Origin of the sequence: Actinoplanes ianthinogenes (assembly GCF_018324205.1) — a bacterium.
In the GTDB taxonomy this organism is placed as follows: Bacteria; Actinomycetota; Actinomycetes; order Mycobacteriales; family Micromonosporaceae; genus Actinoplanes; species Actinoplanes ianthinogenes.
On sequence record NZ_AP023356.1, the window covers coordinates 2,475,675 to 2,493,333 of the forward strand.

21 protein-coding genes and 1 pseudogene are annotated in these 17,659 nt (G+C 68.5%); 21 read left to right on the forward strand and 1 reads right to left on the reverse strand.

All coding sequences use genetic code 11. The features are described 5' to 3' along the window. Window positions 1-148 precede the first annotated feature (148 nt). From Aiant_RS11370 to Aiant_RS11390, 5 genes and pseudogenes are all read left to right on the forward strand, one after another. Complete coding sequence (locus Aiant_RS11370) at window positions 149-874, forward strand: VOC family protein (protein WP_229830676.1); 726 nt, start codon at window positions 149-151, stop codon at window positions 872-874. A 281-nt stretch (window positions 875-1,155) separates the two neighbouring features. Then, complete coding sequence (locus tag Aiant_RS11375; protein WP_189333240.1) at window positions 1,156-1,596, forward strand: MarR family winged helix-turn-helix transcriptional regulator; 441 nt, start codon at window positions 1,156-1,158, stop codon at window positions 1,594-1,596. Between the two features lie 101 nt (window positions 1,597-1,697). Continuing rightward, window positions 1,698-1,925, forward strand: a pseudogene (locus tag Aiant_RS11380) (pirin family protein); the annotation flags it as partial. Window positions 1,926-2,036: 111 nt separating this feature from the next. Beyond that, the gene (locus Aiant_RS11385; protein ID WP_189333239.1) at window positions 2,037-2,654 is read left to right on the forward strand and encodes a PASTA domain-containing protein; all 618 of its coding nucleotides are present in this window, start codon (window positions 2,037-2,039) and stop codon (window positions 2,652-2,654) included. A gap of 268 nt (window positions 2,655-2,922) precedes the next feature. Continuing rightward, a complete protein-coding gene (locus tag Aiant_RS11390) occupies window positions 2,923-3,129 on the forward strand; it encodes a hypothetical protein (RefSeq protein ID WP_189333501.1) in 207 nt (68 codons plus the stop codon). A gap of 143 nt (window positions 3,130-3,272) precedes the next feature. Here Aiant_RS11390 and Aiant_RS11395 read toward each other — a convergent pair whose 3' ends face one another. Then, window positions 3,273-3,461, reverse strand: a complete 189-nt coding sequence (locus tag Aiant_RS11395; RefSeq protein WP_189333238.1) for a hypothetical protein — start codon at window positions 3,459-3,461, stop codon at window positions 3,273-3,275. Between the two features lie 93 nt (window positions 3,462-3,554). Here Aiant_RS11395 and Aiant_RS11400 point away from each other — a divergent pair, with 93 nt between their 5' ends. The 16 genes from Aiant_RS11400 to Aiant_RS11475 all read left to right on the forward strand — a co-directional run bounded on the left by Aiant_RS11400 (window position 3,555) and on the right by Aiant_RS11475 (window position 17,658). Beyond that, complete coding sequence (locus Aiant_RS11400) at window positions 3,555-5,303, forward strand: recombinase family protein (protein ID WP_189333237.1); 1,749 nt, start codon at window positions 3,555-3,557, stop codon at window positions 5,301-5,303. A 252-nt stretch (window positions 5,304-5,555) separates the two neighbouring features. Further along, on the forward strand, window positions 5,556-5,897 hold the full coding sequence (locus tag Aiant_RS11405; RefSeq protein WP_189333236.1) for a hypothetical protein: 342 nt from the start codon (window positions 5,556-5,558) through the stop codon (window positions 5,895-5,897). Then, the gene (locus Aiant_RS11410; protein WP_189333235.1) at window positions 5,894-6,226 is read left to right on the forward strand and encodes a hypothetical protein; all 333 of its coding nucleotides are present in this window, start codon (window positions 5,894-5,896) and stop codon (window positions 6,224-6,226) included. The genes Aiant_RS11405 and Aiant_RS11410 overlap by 4 nt, the downstream gene beginning before the upstream one ends. Continuing rightward, a complete protein-coding gene (locus Aiant_RS11415; RefSeq protein ID WP_189333234.1) occupies window positions 6,223-6,471 on the forward strand; it encodes a hypothetical protein in 249 nt (82 codons plus the stop codon). The genes Aiant_RS11410 and Aiant_RS11415 overlap by 4 nt, the downstream gene beginning before the upstream one ends. Next, a complete protein-coding gene (locus Aiant_RS11420) occupies window positions 6,468-6,908 on the forward strand; it encodes a hypothetical protein (protein WP_189333233.1) in 441 nt (146 codons plus the stop codon). Before Aiant_RS11415 ends, Aiant_RS11420 begins: the two co-directional genes overlap by 4 nt. Further along, entirely contained in the window at window positions 6,908-7,126 is a 219-nt protein-coding gene (locus Aiant_RS11425; RefSeq protein ID WP_189333232.1) for a hypothetical protein, read from the forward strand. The genes Aiant_RS11420 and Aiant_RS11425 overlap by 1 nt, the downstream gene beginning before the upstream one ends. Then, window positions 7,126-7,395: a hypothetical protein gene (locus Aiant_RS11430; protein ID WP_189333231.1), complete on the forward strand. Its 270-nt coding sequence runs from the start codon at window positions 7,126-7,128 to the stop codon at window positions 7,393-7,395. The genes Aiant_RS11425 and Aiant_RS11430 overlap by 1 nt, the downstream gene beginning before the upstream one ends. Beyond that, window positions 7,392-7,649, forward strand: a complete 258-nt coding sequence (locus Aiant_RS11435; RefSeq protein ID WP_189333230.1) for a hypothetical protein — start codon at window positions 7,392-7,394, stop codon at window positions 7,647-7,649. The genes Aiant_RS11430 and Aiant_RS11435 overlap by 4 nt, the downstream gene beginning before the upstream one ends. A 1,016-nt stretch (window positions 7,650-8,665) precedes the next feature. Continuing rightward, entirely contained in the window at window positions 8,666-9,007 is a 342-nt protein-coding gene (locus tag Aiant_RS47005; protein ID WP_189333229.1) for an HNH endonuclease, read from the forward strand. A 100-nt stretch (window positions 9,008-9,107) separates the two neighbouring features. Continuing rightward, window positions 9,108-9,482 (forward strand): phage terminase small subunit, encoded by a 375-nt coding sequence (locus Aiant_RS11445; protein WP_189333228.1) that lies wholly within the window; start codon window positions 9,108-9,110, stop codon window positions 9,480-9,482. After that, the gene (locus Aiant_RS11450; protein WP_212847049.1) at window positions 9,479-11,221 is read left to right on the forward strand and encodes a terminase; all 1,743 of its coding nucleotides are present in this window, start codon (window positions 9,479-9,481) and stop codon (window positions 11,219-11,221) included. The genes Aiant_RS11445 and Aiant_RS11450 overlap by 4 nt, the downstream gene beginning before the upstream one ends. Before the next feature lie 37 nt (window positions 11,222-11,258). Then, window positions 11,259-12,677 carry a phage portal protein gene (locus tag Aiant_RS11455; RefSeq protein ID WP_189333227.1) on the forward strand — a complete coding sequence of 473 codons (1,419 nt, stop codon included), beginning with the start codon at window positions 11,259-11,261 and terminating at the stop codon, window positions 12,675-12,677. Between the two features lie 3 nt (window positions 12,678-12,680). Beyond that, on the forward strand, window positions 12,681-15,587 hold the full coding sequence (locus tag Aiant_RS11460) for a VG15 protein (RefSeq protein ID WP_189333226.1): 2,907 nt from the start codon (window positions 12,681-12,683) through the stop codon (window positions 15,585-15,587). Between the two features lie 36 nt (window positions 15,588-15,623). After that, on the forward strand, window positions 15,624-15,959 hold the full coding sequence (locus tag Aiant_RS11465; RefSeq protein WP_189333225.1) for a hypothetical protein: 336 nt from the start codon (window positions 15,624-15,626) through the stop codon (window positions 15,957-15,959). Between the two features lie 170 nt (window positions 15,960-16,129). After that, complete coding sequence (locus tag Aiant_RS11470) at window positions 16,130-16,648, forward strand: hypothetical protein (RefSeq protein WP_189333224.1); 519 nt, start codon at window positions 16,130-16,132, stop codon at window positions 16,646-16,648. Window positions 16,649-16,740: 92 nt separating this feature from the next. Further along, a complete protein-coding gene (locus Aiant_RS11475) occupies window positions 16,741-17,658 on the forward strand; it encodes a major capsid protein (RefSeq protein ID WP_189333223.1) in 918 nt (305 codons plus the stop codon). Window position 17,659: the final 1 nt, after the last annotated feature.

Here is a 17,659-nt window from a genome sequence, read left to right on the forward strand (position 1 = left end):
GGTAACTTAATACTGCTCTAAACCGGACAATGAACCGTGCGGTGTTCACGAAGCGTTATCAGTGCCGTAGAGTGCTCAGCAACTGGGGACGTCCATGATGGAGCGGCACATGCGGATCAGAGGGTATGCACCACTAACACCCTGTTGGGTGGAGTTGGCGAGTGCGGATCCTGCGCGAGCGGCGCAGTTCTACGGAGAGTTGTTCGGCTGGGAGTCAGCCGGTGACCGCTTCAAGCTCAACGGGCGGGCCGTGGCGGGGCTCACCCGCAGCGGGGCGAACCGTCCCGACGGGTGGCTCACGCACCTGAGCACACCCGATCTCGAGGAGACATTGGAGCAGGTGGCGCTCTCCGGCGGCACCTGCCTGAGCCACCCCGCCGACGCGCACGGGGGGCGCCGGGCGATCGTGGCCGACCCGGCGGGCGCGGTCATCGGGCTCTGGGAGCCGGCCGACTTCGCGGGGGCGCAGGCGGGCGGCGAGCCGGGCACCATGTCGTGGCCGGAACTGCTCACCGACGACCCGAGCGCCGCGGCCCTGTTCTACGGCTCCGCGTTCGGCTGGCTGCTGCGTCACGACTTCGGCGTCGGCGAGTGGCTGAACCAGGCGCACGACGCCATCGCCGGTCTGGCCTCGGGTTACCGCGGCGCCTGGTGGCGGGCGGCTTTCCAGGTCGAGGACATCGAGGCGACGGCGGAACTCTGCGAGCGCCTGGGCGGTGCGCTCATCGCGGAGCCGGCCGAGGCGGGGCTGTCCGAGTTCGCCGAGTTGCGGGACCCGTTCGGCGCGCGCTTCACGGTCGCGGCGCCGGTGCACCACCCGGTCGAGTTGACCGTTTCGCTCGGTTCGCTCGGCGGGCTGCCCGCTTTCGAGTGACGGCGGTTTCATCGCGGAAAGGCCGGCCCTCCGGGGCCGGCCTTTCGCATGCGGCCGGCTGACGGACCAGCCACGCCGGACCGGCGATTTCCGGTACGCGTAGAGCGCCACCGGCCACCGCGCGTGCGGCATCGGCCGCTCGCCGCCGCGATCCTCCGCAACGGGCCGCATCAGCCCGGCACTGCCTCGCGGTCGTGCGGGACAGCGGACGTCGCGTCGAGCCACGGGACTGTGCCCAGCCGTACAAAATAGTTTTGATTTGAAGAAGTATGCTTTCCGGCATGGCCGAACCGCTCAGTGAGAGTCAGTTGCAGCACTGGCGCACATTCGTGGAGAGCTCGTGGGCGCTGCACACGACGCTCGAGGACGAGCTGCGCGCGGCGACCGGACTGAGCATGAACGACTACCACGTCCTGGTCGCGCTCGCCGAGGCGCCCGGGCGGCGGATCCGGATGGGCGAGCTGGCCAGCCGGCTGGTGCTGTCCCCGAGCCGGGTCACCTACCAGATCAGTTCCATGGTCAAGCGCGGCCTGGTCGAGAAACAGAGCTGCCCCGACGACAAGCGTGGCTTCGAGGCCGTGCTCACCGAGCAGGGCCTGACCGCGCTGCGCGAGGCCGCGCCGGCGCACCTGGAGACCGTCCGCCGCAGCTTCATCGACCACCTGGACGACGAGGAACTGGCCATCGTCGGCCGCGTCTTCGCCAAGATCCGGAAGGCCTGACACGAGACGGCGCTCACTAGTTCTTCAGATTTGAAGCTAAACCCTAGTGTTTCAGATTTGAAAGAGCTACGCTGAAGGCCTCGAAGTCAGGAGGGCTCGAAATGCCTGCGATCACCGTTGATGACGTCCTCGTTCTGCCCCGTCTGCCGAAACTCGACCCGATCGCGACGGAGTACCGCCCGGTTCGCCGCCTGACGACCGCGCCCAAGGGTTTCGAGGGTGAGGGTTTCCCGGTCCGGCGGGCGTTCGCCGGCGTGCCGCTCACCGAGCTGGACCCGTTCATCCACCTGGACCAGATGGGCGAGATCGACTACGCGCCGGGCGAGCCGAATAGGTCTCACCACTAGTGCAGTAGTCCGCGACGCCGCCCCCTCGCAGGTCAGGGGGCTCTTTGCTGTCCATAGCGGTCGACTAGCGCGCGGAAACTAGGCTCGCACGCCATGACGCGCTCATGGACGAGCCTCGCTCTCGTCGCCGCAGTAACCCTCATGATCACCGGATGCGGCTCAGGCGCCGCGGACGCGGACGACGCCACCAAGGCAAGCGCCAACGAGACGGTCGCGGTGCCGGACCTCGTCGGCGACACGATGGATACGGTCCTCGGCCAACTCGACAAGGCGGGCCTCGCCGCAGAGGCCACGACCCCGATCGGGGATAGCGACTGGTCGGCTGAAGCGGTGGCCGTGAGCACGACTCCGGCCGCCGGCACTCAGGTCAAGCCCGGCACAACGGTCAAGATCCTGGAAGCCCGGAAGGGCGAGATCGTCTTCTTCGCGAAGGCGATGCCCAACCTGATCGGCACGCAGTGGGACGGCGCCCCGTCGGGCGCGACCGAGGATGTCAACCTCTACTTCGAGGTCACCTCGCGGAAGCCAAAGGGCAACGAGAAGGCCGGCACAGTCGTCGCCCAGGACCCGAAGGTCGGCGCGAAGCTGAAGTTTGGCCAGACCATGCGCGTCACGGTGGTCGACTGGCCGGAGGACGGCGGCCCTGGCGCCTCGATCGACATGCCAAACGTGGACCTGCCGAATGTCTGCCGACACACCAAGTGGTGTTGATCCGAGGCGGGCCGCAGAAATGCGGATCGAGGCGCTGCAAAGTTCGTCCGAAACACCCTCGGCAGGGGCTGAGCCGAAGTCTGGCACGTCTGGCCCGTGAGCTGGCGTGACAGCCGGTGCGTATACCTATGCATCCGACCCGCGCATAGATATGCGGTCTTGACCGCTGTTTGACAAGCCACCGAAGTCTCGGAATCCTGCGGAGCAGGGCGGAGTCAGCCTTCGACGGTTCCTCCAAAGGGGAGGACTGTCCGAGAAAGGCCCCGCGTTGGACTCCACCGCCCGAGCCCTCTGGCTCGCCTTGATGATCTTCTTCAGCCTCGCGCTTGGCGCGGTCGCCGGCCTGCTGGATTGGGCGAGCGGGAGCAACCCTTTCGCCGCAGTGCTGAAGGGTGGCGGCGCCTTCGCCGCGACGCTGCTTCTACTGCTCGCGGTCTTCCATTTCGCGACGAGCGGCAGCAAGGCTAAGCCCTGAACAGCAAGGAGCCCGGCCCCCGAGACACACACCCCAGGGAGCCGGGCTCCGGCCATCTTACGCACCTCCTCGGCGAGATCCCCTGACCGCGATACGCCGAATGGCCCGCCCCGGAGATCTCCGAGGCGGGCGTTTTGCGTTGGTCAGACGGCGTAGATCCGGCGACGGCGGAGGCCGACGACGAGGCGACGCTCCAGCTCGGCAGCGACGCGGCCGTGAAGGGCCTCGTCGGAGACCAGGCCGCGGGCCTTCAGGTTGACGAGGGTGTCCGACAGACGGTGGAGAGTCGTGCGGTCCATCTCGCGGAGGTCGGCGCTGGTGAGGGTCGCCATTTCTGGCTCCTTCCGGAAGGGGTGTGTGTAGATCCCACCCTAGTTGCGCAAGTGCACTTGCGCAAGCGAACTTGCGCAAGTACCGTCGGCCGCATGTTCACGTTCGCTGATTTGCTGCCCACCCCGGCGCTGATCGCTGGCTACGTCCGCCAGTCCAGCGCCAAGGAAAACAACTCCGAAGCCTCCCCCGCGACCCAGCGCGCCGAGAACCGCAAGCGCGCCGACAGCCTCAACGGGACATGGGTCGGGAGTTACGAAGACATCGGCATCAGCGCATTCAGCGGCGAGGAGCGGCCCGAATTCGAGCGGCTCATCGCGGACTGCAAGGCCGGCCGAGTCAACGTGATCATCGTTTACTACATCTCGCGGCTCTCTCGGATGAAGCCGATGGAGATCATCCCGATCGTCACGGACCTTCTGAACCGAGGCGTCGTCATCATCAGCGTGACGGAAGGGATCTTCCGCGAGGGCAACGTCATGGACTTGCTCCACCTGATCATGCGCCTCGACGCGGCCCACACCGAAAGCAAGAACAAGAGCACTGCGATCAAGGGCGCAAAGGACATCGCCCGTGAACTGGGAGGATACGTCGGCGGGAAGCCGCCTTACGGCATGTCGATGGTCAGCGAGACCCGCTTCACCTCAGACGGCAAGCCGGTCACGATCAACTTGCTGACGCTGAACCCAACTGAGATCGCCAACATCCAGGAGGCGGCAAACGAGCTGCGGCATCCGACCCTCCTACCCGACGATCCCAACGTGCGGGGTGGTCAGCGGGGACGCCCCGGCACGCTCGGTTTCGTCTGTCGCAACCTGAACGAGCGCGGAGTGCCGACCCGAGGTGCAACGACGGGAAAGAAGACAGCCGACAGCTCGTGGCATCCCCGCACGCTGGAACGCATTCTCCGTGACCCGCGGATCGCGGGGTACGCAGCCGAGGTCATCTACCGGGAGCCGAAGGAAGGGCGTAAGGCCAAGAGCATCAAGGGGTACCGCATCCTGCGCGACCCGGAAACGCTGCTTCCGATCGTCGCCTACCCCTCGATTCTGCCGCCTGCCGAGTGGTGGGAAATTCAGCAGATCCTCGATCGGAAGCCGACCATCGTGGCTGCGGCGCCGAACGCGCCCTCCTTGCTCTCGTCGATGAATCGGCTGTTCTGCGAATGCGGCACGCGCATGAAGTCGAACAGCAACTCGAAGGTCGCCATGCGCTCCAGCTACCGGTGCGCGCGCCCGGCTGGCCGGCGTCGCCCCGGCGAGCACACCGGAGACTGCACGATCTCGAAGCGGGGCCTCGATGACTACGTCGCCCGGCGAATCTACGCGCTCATCTCGACGGCCGACGCGGGCGACGACCCAGAGACGCTCGCGGTGCTAGCAGAGGCCACCCGCCTATTCGGGCTCGCTGCTCTCGACCCCGCCACCGCAGGCCAGCGAGCGGCGCTGGAGGGGGAACTGGCGGATGCAGAGCAGCGGCTCGAAGAGCTTTACGCTGACCGGGCGGCCGGTGGATACAAGACCGCGGTCGGTCGGCGTCACTTCCTGGAGGCCGAGCACGGACTCTCCGAACAGATGGAGGCGCTCGCTCAGAAGCTCGGCGAGCTGGACGCCACGGTGAGCACTGCGCTACCGATCGAGCAGTGGCTCGGCGAGCCTGGCTCTGATCCGATCGGTCCCGGCTCCTGGTGGGCCAGCGCACCTCTGCCCGAGCGGCGAGCTATGGTCGCGCTCTTCATCAAGCGGATCACGGTCCGAAAGTCTCCCGATGGTGCCACGCGACCGAGCATGGAGTCTCGGGTGACGATCGAGTGGATTACTCCGAAGGCCGACGAAGAAGTCTAAATACGCTGGTACGCGGGGCGGGCGCCGAGGAGGCTCCGCCCCGCTTTTGCGTGTGACGCAGTGACGGAACGAACGTCACTCTCCATCCTCTCTATAGGGTCGTCGTCGTCTCTATAAGCAGGAAGAAGAGTGACGCAACTTCCGTCACTCCGTCACACCGACCCCGACCGCACAACTCCTCGCCTACCTGAACACCCCTGGCAGCCCCGGCCCACTTGCGACTCGTCCGACACCGACGAGCCCGGAGGGCCGATGAGCGATCTACTTGAAGTCGTTGACCAAGACGGCGACGCCTTCACCGTCTCCGACACCCTGACCGAGAACCACCAGGCCGCCGACGGCGAGCGCGCCGTCCTCCTACTCGGCGTCAACGGCCGCGTTGCCTACGTCTCCGCCAAGGACGTCGACCGCATCGCCGCCGTTCTCGCGCCGTACGGCACCGCCCCGGCCGCGGTACTCGGCCAGCTTGACCCGCGCCGCGTGGCCGCCGCATCCGCTGCTGCCGCGCTGCTGGGCGCAGGTCTCCTTGGCAGCCGGAGCGCTGACGGCATTGCCAAGCTGGCCGCCTTCCTGCTGGACGAGGAGGCGGCGTGAATAGCTTCAGCGGCCTTTCCGTCGATGACAAGTTCGACAACGACGGCGACCTGTACATCGGCGGCGAGTACCTCAAGAGCGATGACGTCGTCCGGCTGCGCGACCACCTAACCGCGCTTCTCGGCGGCACACCGACCACCATTTCGACCGGCCCCAGCGCGCCTCCGGTTCCGCGTGACGAAGCGCTCAAGGCCGCGGAGGAGATGATCACCCGGCTCGCCCCGGCGACCAACGGGCGGGGCTACACGGACGGCACCACGCCGCTCCGTGAGCGGCTGGACGCCATCCTCCGCATCGCTGACTACCTGACGCGGGGAGGCGCTGCGTGAGCCCCTTCACGATCGGCTGGCTGCTCTGGCTGGCGTACTTCCTCGTCTTGGAGGGCGTCGCCCTCTTCAACTCCCGCCCCGGCGACACCCTCAGCGAGCACGTCTGGACCTGGTTCGGCACCCAGCGCCGTAAGCCCGGGGAGCCCGAGCGCCCCCGGTCCGGTTGGACCCAGCTCCGCCGCGTGCTCCTGCTCGCCTTCATGGCCTGGCTCTCGATCCACTTCCTCACGGGAGGTTGGGCGTGACCCGAGACGAAGCCCTGACCGCGGGGATGCGGTTCGTCGACACGATGGGTGCGATGTTCCCGCGCCGCCAGCGCGGCACCGCGCCCGAACGTACCTTCGCCGCCCTGGCCGTGGCCGAGTTCCTGCTCGACGAGCACGGCGGCAACGAAGGCAACAGGGAGCCCGAGCCTGGCCCTGTCGAGCCGGCCGGACCGGTGCGCGAGATCGCCTGCGAGGTCGACCCGGGCGACTCGCTCCGCGTCGTCGGCGTGAAGGCGCCCGATAGCCGCTCGCGCCCCTGCGTCGCCTTCAGAGCGACCGCACAGGCCGGAGACAGCGTCGAGGTCATCGTCTCCCCGGCCCGAGCCCGCACCTTCGCCGCTGGCGTCCTGGACGCCGCCGACGAGGCCGACGGCACTACCCCGCTCAACTTCATCGACAACGGAGGGCACGCCTGATGAAGACCGTCGGCACCATCGTCACGTTCATCGTCGCGGTCATCATCCGCATCCTCATCGTCGCCTGGGTCTTCATGATCGGCGTCGCGATCATCCGAACGCAGTGGCTGACCGAGTTGCCGACCATCGGCTACGTCGCCTCACTCGGCGTCTCGACCATGCTGAGCGTCATGGCCGGCGCCCTGGGGCTCGGCTCCAGCTCGAAGGAAAGCAACTGATGGCGCGCACCATGCGGGCCGGAGACGACCTCTTCCGCGCCACCATCACCGAGACCTTCCCGCCCAACCCGGATGGCTGGAACGACAAGGTCCGCGAAGGCTTCACCCAGACCTACAGCTACGGCCCGTACACCTCGCGCGGACCAGCTACGGCCGCCAAGCGGCGGGAGGAGCAGGCAGGCATCGGGCGCCGGGAGCGGTACGGCGATGGCTACTCGATGGACGCCCGAGTCGAGCGCATCATGCCCGTCTGGGAGCGCGTCGGGTGACCGCCATCGAGGAGATCGCAACCGCCTACGCGGTCGCCTTCGGCCTCGACCCGGACGACCTGATCGCCCGCGTCCACGCCCAGCGCGACCGCCGCATCGAGCGCGGCAAGCTCCCCGCGAAGCGCTGCTCAGGCTGCCAGCTCGACAAGCCGGCGCTCGCCTTCGCCGAGGACAGCCGCTCGGCCGACGGCCTCCAGGCCCGATGCCGCAGCTGTGACGTCAGCCGCGCCCGCAAGCGCCGCAGCGTCACGTAACCCTGGCCCACTACCTGATCACGAGGCGAGGTGCTCGCCTCAGATCCCGCCTTCAGGCCCCGCCACCGACTCGTGAGCCCTTCTGGGACGAGCGTGTGCGGGGCCGTTGTGCGTGACGACTTCATGAGCCTCCGGTCCGCCTCTGCCCAAGGGCACGCCGCCGGAGGGTTGATCGACGCCCTGGGGCGTGCCGCTCTCCCCGCCGATGGACCTGGCCTGCGGGATTGAGCGCCACCCCAGGGCGTCTCTGTCTTTGGGGGTAAACCTTGGCATGGGAGGGCACGAGCGACCGGCGCTCCCGGTTGCCGAGTGACTGGGCAGTCCGGCGCCTACGGGTGCTCAGGGCCGCGGCCTACCGATGCCAGGTCAAGGACGAGGACGCCCGCCCGTGTGGTGAGCCGGCCAACGAGGTCGATCACATCAACGCAGGCGACGATCATCGACCCGAGAATCTTCAGGCGATCTGTCGCTGGCACCACGGCCGCAAGACCGCAGCCGAAGGCGCAGCCGCACGCCGCCCACGCCCCACCGCACGCCGCGAGCCCGAGCGTCATCCCGGCCTCGCGTGACTCAGCGTGGCGTTACGCAGGGTGAGCCCCCTGGGGGGTGGCCCCCGCCCGGTTCGCCCCGCCACCGAAGCGGCATAGCATCCCGGGCCGCGCGCAGGTCTGAGGGTCGATGTTGGATCTGCCCTCCGCACGCTCTGTAACTGAACAGCGCGGCATCCGCTGGCCCACTTCCCACGCATGGTCACGGTTGTTTGCGACGTTTGCATGTCGCCCTTCGCACCTGCCCGAACGTGGCAGCGTCGCCATCCCGGCGCGTGCCACCGCGAGCACGAACGCCGCCGCCGTCAAGCTGGTCGTCGAGAGGGCCGCCACACAGCGCCCCCGCTAAAGGGTCCGTGGAGCGGCGAGCGTGACTGCCAGTTCTGCGGTACTGGCTTTCTCGCCAAGGCCCCAACGTCGTCCACCTGCTACGCCGACGAGTGTCAGCGCCGCCACAACCGCGAGCGGATGCGCGGCTTCTTGCGCCGCTATGAGTCCTGCCATGGTCACCCGTACCGCTGGAAGCGAGACCCAGCGAAGCGCAGGGCGTACGCCGAGGCTCGACGCGCACTTCAGCGCGGGGCCTCCGAGGCCGAGCCGGTCGTCCGCGCAGTCGTCTTCGAGCGTGATGCATGGACTTGCGGGCTCTGCGACGAGCCGATCAACCCCGATCTCCGCTTCCCGGACCGCTGGAGCGCGTCCATTGACCACGTCGTGCCGCTTGCTCGCGGCGGGTCGCACACCCTGGACAACCTCCAGGCTGCACACCTGACTTGCAATACCTCTAAGGGCGCCCGCGCAGTCGCGTGAGGCGCCCTTGGCGCTTCTACGACCGGAAGGAGGAGAGATGGCCGGCCGAGGCCCCGCCCCGAAAGCTCAGCATCAGCGCGAGCGCGATACCCGGCGCCGTGTGACCGACCAACAGATCGTCCTTCCCCGTGATGGCGAGGTTCGAGGCCCCGACCTCGGCGGCAGTCGGCAGTACACAGACGAGACCGTCGAGTGGTACGAGACATGGCGTCGTAGCCCGCAGGCCGCCATCTTCGAGGACACCGACTGGCAGCGGCTTCGGATGCTCGCGCCGCTCGTCGACTCCTACTTCCGTCGCCCGTCTAAGGCGGCCTTCGAGGAGATCCGACTCAACGAGGAGCGCCTCGGCGCCACGGTCGTCGACCGGATGCGTGCCCGGATGCGTATCGAGGACGCCGACGACGCCGCCCCTGCTCCCGTGCTGCGCCTGGCTGACCGCGCCGACCTGCGCGCCCGCCTCGCGTCCGGCGGGTGACGGCGGCCGAAGCCCGCGACTCAGCTCTCCTCGCCGACAGCGCCACGGCGGCCCGCCAAGCGGTCGCCATCGCTGCACTGAAGACCCTCGACGCCTTCCCGACGGACGGCTCCGTGAAGACGCTCGGCTGGGGCGTCATCGAGTGGATCGAGGAGAAGCTCCTCCAGCCCGACGGCGACGACGCGGGCACGCCGTACCGGCTCACGCCGGAGCAAATCAACTTCGTCCTCTGGTTCTACGCGGTAGACCAGCGCGGACGCTTCCTGTACCGCCGTGCGGTCCTGCGCCGCGCGAAGGGCTGGGGCAAGTCACCGTTCCTCGGCGCGCTCTGCCTGGCCGAGCTGTGCGGCCCGGTCCGCTTCTCCCACTGGGAAGCGACCGAAGGCGGTCACGCCGACCCGCGCCTCGACCACGAGGCCGTCGGCAAGCCGCACCCGATGCCATGGGTCGTGATCGCGGGCGTCTCAGAGACGCAGACCGAGAACACGATGGCGGCCATCCGGTCGATGGTCGAGGAGTCCGACCTTGTCGCCGAGCTGGGCCTCGACGTCGGCAAGACGCGGATCTTCACGCCGACCGGCGGCAAGCTCATGCCGATCACGGCCGCCAGTTCCTCCCAGGAAGGCGCCCGGCCCAGCTTCGCCGTCCTGGACGAGACGCACCACTGGACCGCCACGAACGGCGGCCACGCGCTCGCCCGCGTCATCCGGCGCAACCTCGCGAAGTCCCGCGACGGCGCTGCCCGCGCGATCGAGACCACCAACGCGCACGGCCCCGGCGAGGACACCGTCGCCGAGATCTCCTACCTCGCTTACCTGGCCGTCATGGAGGGCCGAGCGAAGGCGAAGGGCATCCTCTACGACTCGCGCGAGGCCCCCGGTCATGTCGACCTCGCCGACCGCGAGGCCCTCTTCGCCGGCCTACGCGCTGCGTACGGCGATAGCCATTGGGTCGACCTGGAGCGCATCGCCGAGGAGGTCTACGACCCTGCCACCTCGCCCGAGGAGGCCAGGCGCTTCTACCTGAACCAGATCGTCGCCGCCGCGGACTCCTGGCTCGCACCGCACGAGTACGACGCGAACCAGCTCCCGAACCTGGCGCCGCTGAAGCGGGCCGAGCCGGGCAAGTGGCGCGACGGAGACACGGTCTGCCTGGGCTTCGACGGCGGCCGGACCGACGACAGCTCGGCGCTCGTTGCGACGCGCGTCTCCGACGGCTCTGCCTGGCTCCTCGGCCTCTGGGAGAAGCCCTCCGGTCCGCAGGGCGCGGGCTGGGAGGTCGATCACGACCAGGTCCGCGAGGCCGTCGATCACGCCTTCGCCACGCTCGACGTCGTCGGCTTCATGAGCGATGTCGCCTACTGGGAGACCGACGTCGACCACTGGCGCGACGACTACCAGGAACGCCTACTCGTCAAGGCCACGACCCGCCACACGATCGCCTGGGACATGCGCTCCCACCAGGGCGACACCGTCCGCGCCGTCGAGGGCCTTCACCGGGCCTTCCTGGACGGCGAGGTCCCGCACGACGGCGACCCGCGCCTTCGCCGGCACGTGCTCAACGCCCGCCGCCGGCCGAACCGCTGGGGCGTGAGCTTCGGCAAGGAGACCCGCGAGAGCCCCAAGAAGGTCGACGCGCTCGCCGCCCTCCTGCTCGCCCGCATGGCCCGCTCCCGAGTGCTCGCCGACGGCGTCCTCGCGAAGCGCCGCGGTCGAGTCGGCCGCCTCGTCGGCTTTTGATCGATTCCCCCGAGCCTCGGAAGGAGGCCCCGCCAGCGTGCCCGACGGCTCGATCGTTGGCCTCGCCGAGGAGCTAATCGGCGAACTGAACACCGCAACGAATCCCCGCTCCAACTTCGGCACCGTCAAGCGCTACCTCGACGGCGACCACGACCGGCCATACACCCCGCGCGGCGCCCGCCAGGAGTACAAGAAGCTCGCCGACAAGGCGATTACGAACTGGCTCCCGCTGATCAGCGACACGTACGTCAAGGGCCTCTTCGTGGACGGCTACCGGCCGGCTCGTTCGACGACCAACTCGGCCGCCTGGAAGCACTGGCAGGCGAACCGCATGGATGCCCGGCAGTCGATCATCCACCGGTCGACCCTGGAGTACGGCGTCGGCTACGCCCTCGTCCTGCCGGGCACCCCGAGCCCGCTGATCCGCCCCGTGCACGCCATGCGCGCCGTCGCCTTCTACGAGGACGACGATGACGAGTGGGCGCGGCACGCCCTTCGGTACAAGGGCACGGCCACCGACGGCGCCAAGCTCTACGAGCTGTTCACCGCGACCGCCGTGCACACGATCGCCGTCTCCCGCGATGCCTCGAAGCCCGTCCTTCGCGGCACCGACGAGCACAACCTCGGCTATGTCCCGCTCGTGCGCTACCGCGAGCGCCTGGAGGGCTCGGTCGGCATCATCCGGCCGCTGATCGTTTTGCAGGATCGCATTAACGAAGCCGTGTTTTCCCTGCTCGTTGCCTTGCAGTTCGCGAGTTTCCGCCAGCGGTGGGCAACCGGCCTTGCGATCCCGCTCGAGGAGGAGAAGACCCTCCCGGACGGCTCGGAGAATCCGAACTACGGCAAGCCCGTCGAGCCCTTCGAGGCCGCGGTCGACCGGCTGTGGGTCACCGACAGCCCCGAGGCCAAGTTCGGCGACTTCGCACAGACCGAGGTCGGCGGCCACCTGGAGACCTACGGCTCCGGCGTCCGCTCGCTCGCCGCAATCGCCCAGCTCTCGCCCCATGTGCTCCTCGGCGACCTGGTCAACCTCAGCGCCGACGCGCTCGCCGCCGCCGAGGCCGCAACGCAGCGCAAGATCGGCGAGTACGAGACCACCTTCGGCGAAGCCCACGAGCAGCTCCTCCGGCTCGCCGCGCACGCAGCCAACGACTCGGCCGGCGCACAGGACACCGCCGCACAGGTCCGCTGGCGTGACACCGAGGCCCGCAGCCTGGCCGCCGCCGTCGATGCCCTCGGCAAGATGGTCCAGATGCTCGGCGTCCCGGCCGAGGGCGCCTGGGAGCGCATCCCGGGCGTGACCGACCAGGACATCGAGCGCTGGCGCGGCATGGCCACGAGCAGCGACGGCCTGGCCCAGCTCGCCGCTGCGATCGAGCGACAGTCCGCCACCCCAACGAACGCCACCACGGCGAGCACCACCACGGCGAGCACCACCACGGCGCAGGCGGCGTAAGCCGTGACCGCGCCGGTTCTCCCGGCGCACGCGGCGGCCGAGGCGTACCGCGTCGGTCAGGCGAAGATCGCCGCCGACGCAGCCGCCGCCGTGGCGCTGGCCCACAAGGTGATGCTCAACAAGGCCGACCTCAACAAGGGCTTCACGCACTACGCGACGGTCGCCGCGAAGATCATCAACGCTTCGCGGGCCAATGCCGCAGCCCTGGGCGGAGCCTTCTACCTCCAGCACCGCGAGGCATCCGGCGTCCTGGCAGCCATGCCCGAGATCGCCTGGGCGCCGCAGGTCAATCCCGCGCTCTTGAAGACCTCGCTCCTCGTGACCGGCCCGGTCGCGGTCAAGCGGGCACTCTCGATGGGCTCGACGATCGAGCAGGCGCTCCACACGGCGGAGGTCAAGACCGCTGCCGCCGCGTACAGGCACACCGCCAACGGCGGCCGGGTGACGATCAAGGGCACCCTTCACCGCGACGAGGCGGCGCTCGGCTGGGCGCGCGTGAGCGACGGCCGGCCCTGCCCGTTCTGCGCGATGCTGTGCAGCCGCGGAGTCGTCTACAAGTCCGCCACCACGGCGGGCATCTCGGCAAAGACTGGCAGCTCCTATCACGACAACTGCGGCTGCTTCGTCGTCCCGATCTACTCGCACGACGACCCGATCCCCGGCCTCGGTCCCGAGCTGGAGCGGCTCTGGGAGCAGGCACAGAGGGAGAAAGACCCGGGCGTCTCCCCGTTCGCCGCTTTCCGGGCGGCTTACAACGCGAAGTACCCGGAGGGCTCGAACCCCTCGGCGGCCATCGCTCAGGCCCAGCTCGACGCCGCCAAGGCCGAGGCTGCGGCGAACCGCAGCGCGCTCGAAGCGCAGCTCGCCGACGAAGCCGAGAAGGCTGCGCGAGAGGCCGAGAAGATCGCCAAGGCCGCCGCCGAAGCTGCGGCCGAGGCCGAGCGGATCGCCACCAAGGCGGCCGGCATGGACGTCCCGAAGCCGAAGCCCGAGAACCTCAAGCTCGTCGGCTCCGCAGGCGGATCGCACGGCGCAGCGATCTACGAGGACACCGAAACCGGCCGCAAGTGGGTCTTCAAAGCCCAGGTCGACGTCATGGTCGATGTCGACGTCGCGACCGCCAAGCTCGCGAAGCGGCTCGGTCGGCCCGCTGCGGATACCTATCCGTTCGAGATGCCGGACCCGCACGGATACGGCTCGGCCAAGGGCTCGATCCAGCTCATGCTGACCGGCGGCGACGCCTTCCCCGGTCCGGACCACGAGAAGGTCGACCCCGAGAAGCTCTCGGCCGCGGACCTCCTTGCGCTCCAGAAGGAGCACGTCCTCGACTGGCTCTTCGCGAACCACGACGCCCACAAGGCGAACTTCGTGCGCGACGCCGACGGCCACCTCGCCGGGATCGACAAGGGTCAGGCACTCAAGTTCTTCGGCCGCGACAAGCTCGACTGGAATTTCTTTCCGAACCAGCACGAGCCGATCTACAACACGATCTACAAGGCGTTTGCCGAGGGCAAAGAAGTCACGCTCCTCGACCCGAGTCAGGACGAGCTTTCGATCTTCATCCGCTCGGTCATGAACCTGCCGGATGACGACCTGAAGGCCATGTTCCGGCCGTACGCCGAGGCCGCCGCCGCGCGGGGCTGGCTCCTAGCCGGGAGCCACTGGAAGTCGGGCGCCCTGGAGCCGCAGAAGCTCCCGACGAACGATGTCGATGCGTTCCTCGACGCGCTCGTGAAGCGCAAGAACAGCCTCGACGCCGACTTCGCTGGCCTCTTCCACCGCGCCCAGACGGAGCGGATCAAGGTCGAGAAGGCCAAGGCGGAAGCCGAGAAGCTCGCCAAGCTCGAAAAGAAGTGGAAGGGCAAGCCCAAGCCGACGCCGCCCGTCGAGCCGGCACCGCCGAAGGTCACTCACGAGAGCTTCTTCGCTGGCTGGCTGTTCAAGGTCAAGGCCCGATACGACGCACTCGGCACTGGCAAGAAGCTCGAAGACTCCCACAACTGGAAGCGCATTCAGGCCGTCATCGACGACCTGGACGCCGTCGAGCTGGATGCTCTGCTCACCCGTAAGTACATCGACGACGCGCTTCGCGACGAGGCCCTCGACCTCTTCGCTGCGGTCAAGTCGGCCAAGGCCAACGCCCTCACCGATGCCGACTATCTGAAGGCCCTCAAGTCCTTCAAAAACCGCAGTACCCGGTATAAGCGCTACCTCGCCGAATGGCAGCAGATCAACGGGGCGCTCCCCGCGTTGCGCGGCCTGGTCGACGATGTCCTCCGACACTTCAGCTTCGCCGACGGCGACGCCTGGGCACGAGCCAACGTCTCGACCCCGACGGGCACCGCCAAGGCCGCGCTCACGCGGTACTCCGGCAGCGACTACACGCCGTGGAACGGGACGCTACGGGCGAAGAACAGCAAGGACGCACCGGCTGGCTCATGGGAGACGCCGACCAAGGAGGCCGACGCCGGTTTCTCGCCGGTGCCGACCGACGTGATCGTCCACCGTGGCACCGGCTTCGACGAGTTCGCCTTCCCCGACGGCACCCGGACGGCATACCTGCCACCACCCGACCCTCGGACGCTGATCGGTACCGTCCAGACTCAGGCCGGATACATGTCGACCTCTGTCGGCCACCGCTCGGCGTTCTTCTCCAAGCCCGTCCAGATGCTCATCCGGCTTCCTGCCGGACACGGCGGCGCCTACGTCGAGCCGTACTCCAAGCACCCTGGGGAGTACGAAATGCTCGTCCAGCGCCAGACGTCCTACTTCGTGCACGACGTCTTCCAGAAGGACGGCAAGTGGTGGGTCGAAGTCGAAGTCATCCCGATGGACGCCGACCCGGCGGACTACAACGGCCTGGCGCCCATCCCGACGCCCGCAGATAAGAAGATCCTTCCTACGTACTGACCAGGTACGATGGAAGAGACGAGAGGAGGAGCCGAAGTGCCGTTTCGCCCGTCGCCCGCGTCGCTCGCTGCCGCACCGCTGGCCTACCCCTCGCACGATTACTCCGGCGAAGGCGTGATCTACACGGTCCGCCTCGGCGAGGAGACCGTCGGCTTCTTGTCGCACAAGACCGGCGACTACGAGCGCGTCGGCTTCCTACCCCGCCCAGACCTCTCCGATAACGCCGACACCGTGCGCGTCATGGTGTACGACATCCTCCGCCGCTACGCCGCCGATGGCCGGCCGATGGTTGACGCCTTCGCCCACATCCTCGACGTGACGCAGAACGACGGCCCGGTCACCGCACCGCTTGACGGGCTCCGCGGCGACTAAGCAGCTCCACACTCGAACCCCCTGAGAGGCCCTCAGACCGCCCGACGGTCTGGGGGCCTCTGTCACGTCCGATCCCGATGCGTGAGGCGCCTTGCGCATTTCTGGGCGGCCGGACGCCCCATCCCAACGCGAGCAGGTCTCGCGCGCCTACGTCCCAGGAGGACACCCCCTTGTCGGATAACCCGACCACCGCGCCCTCGACCGAGCCCGCCAACGACGGCGGCACGACCGGGGACGCGCCCAGCACCACCCCGCCCTCGTCCGGCCAGGCGCCGCAGTGGGAGGGCGACTTCGACCCTGAGCGCGCTGCGCGCCTGGTCGAGAACCTCCGCCGCGACCTGGCCGAGGCCCGCGCGAAGGCAAAGACCCCGGCTTCCGAGGTCGCGGAGCTGAAGTCGCAGCTCGACGCGATCAAGGGCGAGCTGACTCAGTCCCGCCTCGACGCCGCAAAGGCCGACGCCGTCGCGACCGCGCGCATCCCGGCGCACCTTGCCGCGTACGTCACCGGCTCGACGCCGGACGAGATCAAGGCCAGCGCCGAGAAGGTCGCCGCCGACTTCGGCGTCTCCGCCGAGCCGGACCCGATCCCGGGCCGACCGCGACCGCGCCTCACCCCCGGCCACACCACGGGCGACTCCGCCCACTCATTCGACCCCGCTGCCGTCGCTCGCGCGGCGCGCGGGCACTGACCTCTCAGGCCCCGTCCGCCAATCGGTCGGGGCCTTCCCATTTCCCGAGATGCGCAAGTGATCTTTCGCAGCATCCGATCGGAAGGTAATTAGTGCCGCACTCCCTCGTCATTCCCGAGCAGGTGCTCTCCACCGCCATCGCGCTCGTCCGGGATGACCTCGCCCTGGCCGCGACCGTCAACCGCGACTACGAGGACAACTTCGGCGGCGGCAAGGGCACCGTCGTCAACGTCCGCACCCCGAACACCCTCAAGGCCCGGCGCCGGAAACTGACCGCCGACGGTACCGCGATCACCACCGACACCATCAGCGAGTCGACGGTTCCGGTGACCATCACCGAGCACGTCTACAGCGCGGTCGACGTCTCCGACGTGCAGATGCGGATGGAGATCACCGACTTCACCAAGCAGATCACCGTCCCGCAGGTCCGGGGCATCGTCGAGGACCTGGAGAACCTGGTCGTCGAGACCATGCAGGCCCTCCCGGAGAGCCTGACCATCCCCTACGACGCCACCAAGCCGCACCTGACCTTCACCAAGGCGCGGAAGATGCTGCGCGACCTGGGCCTCCCGGCCGAGGGCCTGTGGGCCGCGGTCGGCACCGGCGTGTACGCCGAGCTGGTCGACGCGAACGCGCTGACCGACGCCTCGCAGTCCGGCTCGACCGAAGCGCTGCGCAACGCGAACATCGGCCGGCTGCGCGGCTTCACCGTCGTGGAGAACAACCGCTTCGAGGACGACGAGATCGTCTTCTACGGCCGCGACGCCTTCACCCTGGCGATCCGCGCGCCCTACCCGCCGGACGGTGCGGCCTTCACCGCTTCGCAGAGCGACAACGGCTTCGCGATGACCTGGATCAAGGACTACGACTCCAACGTCCTGAAGGACCGCAGCATCTTCCAGACCTACGCGGGCTGCCAGTCCATGCAGGTCAAGCGGCTCGCGAAGGACGGCACGACCTCGCTGGTGACCCCGGCGATCCGCGTGCGGACCTCGACCGTCCCGGCCTGAT